This is a genomic window from Pseudomonas sp. NPDC089530 (assembly GCF_050280705.1).
Lineage (GTDB): Bacteria > Pseudomonadota > Gammaproteobacteria > Pseudomonadales > Pseudomonadaceae > Aquipseudomonas.
Genome location: NZ_JBNNVU010000169.1, coordinates 1 through 4,573, shown reverse-complemented (window position 1 = coordinate 4,573; position 4,573 = coordinate 1). Strand labels below are relative to the sequence as shown.

Annotated in this window: 4 protein-coding genes; 2 read left to right on the top strand and 2 right to left on the bottom strand. The window is 58.3% G+C overall.

Annotation, left to right across the window (positions count from 1 at the left end):
• Positions 1-40: 40 nt before the first annotated feature.
• Positions 41-361 (top strand): iron-sulfur cluster insertion protein ErpA, encoded by a 321-nt coding sequence (erpA, locus tag ACQKQA_RS29650; protein ID WP_427564719.1) that lies wholly within the window; start codon positions 41-43, stop codon positions 359-361.
• 71 nt (positions 362-432) lie between these two features.
• Here the strand turns inward: erpA and ACQKQA_RS29645 are convergent, their stop codons facing one another.
• Both ACQKQA_RS29645 and ACQKQA_RS29640 read right to left on the bottom strand, forming a co-directional pair.
• Positions 433-1,524 carry an anhydro-N-acetylmuramic acid kinase gene (locus ACQKQA_RS29645; RefSeq protein WP_427564717.1) on the bottom strand — a complete coding sequence of 364 codons (1,092 nt, stop codon included), beginning with the start codon at positions 1,522-1,524 and terminating at the stop codon, positions 433-435.
• A 2-nt stretch (positions 1,525-1,526) separates the two neighbouring features.
• Positions 1,527-2,957 carry a peptidoglycan DD-metalloendopeptidase family protein gene (locus ACQKQA_RS29640; RefSeq protein WP_427564718.1) on the bottom strand — a complete coding sequence of 477 codons (1,431 nt, stop codon included), beginning with the start codon at positions 2,955-2,957 and terminating at the stop codon, positions 1,527-1,529.
• Between the two features lie 210 nt (positions 2,958-3,167).
• Here ACQKQA_RS29640 and tyrS point away from each other — a divergent pair, with 210 nt between their 5' ends.
• Complete coding sequence (gene tyrS / locus ACQKQA_RS29635) at positions 3,168-4,367, top strand: tyrosine--tRNA ligase (protein WP_427564716.1); 1,200 nt, start codon at positions 3,168-3,170, stop codon at positions 4,365-4,367.
• The last annotated feature ends 206 nt before the right edge of the window (positions 4,368-4,573 follow it).

The following is a 4,573-nucleotide window of genomic DNA, read 5'->3' as shown; positions in this document are numbered from 1 at the left end:
GCCGCCCTGCGCCCCTGGCACAGGTGGCCCGCCCACGGCTTTGCAATTCACCCACGGTGCCGCGCACAAGGTGAAGAGCCTGGTCGACGAAGAGGGTAATGATCGCTTGAAGCTGCGCGTATTCGTTACGGGTGGCGGTTGTTCAGGGTTTCAGTACGGCTTCACTTTCGATGAAGAAGTCGCGGATGACGACACCATTGTCGAGCGCGAAGGCGTCAGTCTGGTGGTCGATCCAATGAGCTTCCAGTACCTGGCAGGTGCCGAGGTGGATTATCAGGAAGGTCTGGAAGGTTCGCGCTTCGTGATCAAGAACCCGAATGCCACGACCACCTGCGGTTGCGGTTCTTCGTTCTCGATCTGATCGTCAGTCAGCCAAGGTTTTATCAAGCGCCGCAGAGCTTTCGGGTTCTGCGGCGTTTTGCTGTCTGGCGGTCAGGCAGGGTAGATCGCGCCCAATACCCGCAGGCCGCGGGCGCCGGTAACGCTTGGGCGGTTGGCGGCGATGCCTTCCAGGCAGCAGTGGGCCAGCCAGGCGAATGCCATGGCTTCAACCCAGTCCGGATCGACGCCATGGGTGGCGGTACTGCCGACCTGGGTATTGGGCAACAGGCTGGACAGGCGCTGCATCAAGGCCGAGTTGTGAGCGCCGCCACCGCAGACCAGCAACTCCTGAGTATCGGCCTGCGCGACTTGCAGGGACTCGACTATGGTCAGTGCAGTCAGCTCCAGGAGCGTTGCCTGCACGTTTTCAGCGGCAAAGGCTGGTAAGCGTGCCAGGTGTCCTTGCAGCCATTCCAGGTTGAACACCTCACGCCCAGTGCTCTTTGGGCCTTGAGTGGCGAAGAACGGGTCGCTGAGCAGGGCGCTGAGCAGTGTCGGCTCAACCTGGCCACTGGCGGCCCACTGGCCGTCGCGATCGAAGCTTTCTCCACGCTGTGCATGGATCCAGGCATCCAGCAGGACGTTGCCTGGGCCACAGTCGAAGCCCGCAACCGGCTTGTCGTTTTCGATCAGGCTCAGGTTGCTGAAGCCGCCAACATTCAGGACTGCGCGTTTGCCGATGCTTTGATCGAAGAGCGCTTCATGAAAGGCGGGCACCAGTGGCGCGCCCTGGCCGCCGGCGGCGACATCGCGGCTGCGGAAGTCGCTGACAACCGTGATACCGGTCAGCTCTGTCAGCAGCGCCGGGTTGCCGATCTGGACCGTGAAGCCGCGGGCTGGCTCATGGCGGATGGTCTGGCCATGGCTGCCAATGGCGCGGATGTCCGCAGGTTTCAGTTTCTGTTGAGCAAGCAGGCTATGAATGCCTTGGGCAGCCAGCTTCACCCAGTTCTGCTGGGCGATGGCGGAGCGGGCGATTTCATCGGGGCCGCTGGCGCACAAGCCAAGCAGCTCGGCGCGCAGGGGTTCGGGCATGGGGATGTAATGCGTGGCGATCAGGCTGATCGCCGATGTTTGCTCGATGAGTGCGATATCCAGGCCGTCAAGACTGGTCCCGGACATCACACCTATATAGAGCGCCATGCTTAACGCTTGTTCGAAGCGAGCAGGGTGGCCTTTTCCTGGTCCATCCGCGCCATCAGCGGCTGGCTTTGCTGCAGGAAGCGCGCGCGTTCCGCCTTGGCGATCGGGTCGGCCATCGGCAGCTTCTGGCCCAGCGGGTCGACGTGAACGCCATTGACCTGGAACTCGTAATGCAGGTGTGGGCCAGTGGAAAGCCCTGTGGTGCCGATATAGCCGATCACCTGGCCCTGTTTGACGTTTCCGCCGGTCGTGACGCCCTTGGCGAAGCCTTGCATATGACCGTACAGCGTGCGGTAGCTATTACCGTGCTGGATGATCACCGTGTTGCCATAGCCGCCACGACGGCCGGCCAGCAGTACCTTGCCATCGCCGGCGGCCTTGATTGGGGTGCCGCGAGGGGCGGCATAGTCGACGCCTTTGTGGGCGCGGATCTTGTTCAGGATCGGGTGCTTGCGGCCCATGGAGAAGCGCGAGCTGATGCGCGCGAAGTCCACTGGCGTGCGGATAAAGGCCTTGCGCATGCTGTTGCCGTCAGCGGTGTAGTAGCTGCTCAGGCCTTGTTTGTTGGTGTAGCGCACAGCGGTGTAAGTCTTGCCGCGGTTGGTGAAGCGGGCGGAGAGAATGTTGCGTGTGCCAATCGCCTTGCCATTGACGACGGTCTGCTCGTAGATCACGTCGAACTCGTCACCCGGGCGAATATCCTGGGCGAAGTCGATGTCGTAGCCAAAGACGTTGGCCATGTCCATCGTCATGCTATGAGACAGGCCGGCACGTGCCGCGGATTGCGACAACGAGCTATTGATCACACCGTGAACGTAGGCGGTGCGCACCATGGGCTTGGCCGTGATACGGCTGAAGGCGAAGCCCTTTGGCCCTTTGGTCAGGGTGATGCTTTCCAGGTCGTTGACCTTGCTGTGCAGGTTGCTCAACTGGCCATCCGGGCCCAGTTCGAACTCGAGTTTCTGACCGCGCTTCAACTGGGTGAATTGCTTGGCTTGCTTATCGCTGGCCAGTATTTCGTGCACCGAGGTGGCTGGCAGGCCGACTTTCTCGAACAGCGTGGAAAGGGTGTCGCCCTTGGCGACAATGACTTCCCTGTGATTAGGGCCTTTCTTTTCTTCCGCCACAGCTGGAGCGGCCTGTTCTTGAGCGGTTTCAGCGGTTTTCGTGGCGTCTTCGGCGCTGTTTTCGATTTGGGCGAACGGGGATGCTACAGCTTCATTTGTGGCTTGTACGGCATCTGCGGCGTCTTGATCTTGTGCCAGTTGCTCGACCGGGCTTTCCAGATCAAGGCTCAGGGTTGTTCTTTTGGCTTCTACGTCACTGGAAGGGAATACCAGGAGCGCCAGGCTGAGGAGGGCGGCGATACCACTTGCGGCGAGCAGGTGGGTCTTCGGATAAAGCGGCGGGGCTTTAGGCGGCTCTGAGGTCATAAGTAGTTTGACTTTGAAAAAGATGAATTGGAAAAGATGAATGACATGATGAAGATGAAATAACTGTATAAAATATAACCAAATCATCTGTTAATCAAGCCTGCGGACGTCCTGTCCGTGGAAAGCCATCCGTACGCCGGGCAAAACTTGTAATTAGGCTCTGATCTTGTATGGTTGATCCCCTTTGAATCTGAGCCTTGCGGGTCTGTTATGAAGTCGGTTGAAGAGCAGCTAGCGCTGATCAAACGTGGTGCTGAAGAGTTGTTGGTCGAGTCCGAGCTGGTCGAAAAGCTCAAGCGCGGCCAGCCGCTGCGTATTAAGGCTGGCTTCGACCCGACAGCGCCGGATTTGCACCTGGGTCATACGGTGCTTATTAATAAGCTGCGCCAGTTCCAGGATCTGGGTCATCACGTGATCTTCCTGATTGGTGACTTCACCGGCATGATCGGTGACCCGAGCGGCAAGAGTGCAACTCGCCCGCCGTTGACTCGTGAGCAGGTGCTCGATAACGCCGAGACCTACAAGAGCCAGGTGTTCAAGATTCTCGATCCGGCGAAAACCGAGGTTGCCTTCAACTCCACCTGGATGGACCAGATGGGGCCGGCGGACTTCATTCGCCTGACCTCCCAGTACACCGTCGCGCGCATGCTCGAGCGCGATGACTTCGACAAGCGCTACTCCACCAATCAACCGATCGCTATCCACGAGTTCCTCTATCCGCTGGTTCAGGGGTATGACTCGGTGGCGCTGCGTGCCGATGTGGAGTTGGGCGGTACCGATCAGAAGTTCAATCTGCTGATGGGGCGTGAGCTGCAGCGCAGTTATGGCCAGGAAGCTCAGTGCATTCTTACGATGCCATTGCTCGAGGGGCTGGATGGCGTCAAGAAGATGTCCAAATCGCTGGGTAACTATGTAGGTATCCAGGAAGCGCCGGGTGTCATGTACAGTAAGCTGGTCTCTATTCCAGATGTCTTGATGTGGCGTTACTTCGAGCTGCTGAGCTTCCGCTCGATGGATGAGATCCTTTCCTTCAAGGCGGATGTCGAGGCAGGTGCCAATCCGCGTGATGTCAAGATCAAGCTGGCTGAAGAGATCGTTGCGCGCTTCCATGGTGAGGAGGCGGCTGCGAGTGCTCATCGTGCTGCGGGCAATCGTATGAAGGATGGTGAGCTGCCGGATGATTTGCCTGAGATCGAGCTGACTGCTGCTGAGGATATGCCGATCGCGGCTGTCCTTAATAAGGCGGGCCTGGTGAAGAACTCGGCGATGGCGCGTGACCTGCTCGGTTCTGGTGGTGTGCGTGTGGATGGCGAGGTGGTCGAGCGTAGCTTTATATGGGCAATCGGTTCGACTTATGTTTGCCAGGCTGGAAAGAAGGCTTTTGCGCGCATTACGCTTAAATCCGAGTAAAACTGAAAACAGGTGTTGACGGCGAATTATATCTCTCTATAATTCGCCCCACTTCCGGTGCAGTCGAAGCGAAAAACTCCTTGATATTCAACGAGTTATACGATTTTCGATAGCGGTTGCGCTTCAGTTCAGCGAAGCCCGAAGGAGTCGATAAGGCAGTGTGGTTTCGCCTGATTGACGATTCGATCGTCTCGGTCGAAAGCGGA

Bases quoted from the DNA above. Each gene is read 5' to 3' on its own strand.
- ACQKQA_RS29645 (WP_427564717.1), bottom strand. From the start codon at position 1,524: ATGGCGCTCTATATAGGTGTGATGTCCGGGACCAGTCTTGACGGCCTG.
- ACQKQA_RS29640 (WP_427564718.1), bottom strand. From the start codon at position 2,957: ATGACCTCAGAGCCGCCTAAAGCCCCGCCGCTTTATCCGAAGACCCAC.
- tyrS (WP_427564716.1), top strand. From the start codon at position 3,168: ATGAAGTCGGTTGAAGAGCAGCTAGCGCTGATCAAACGTGGTGCTGAA.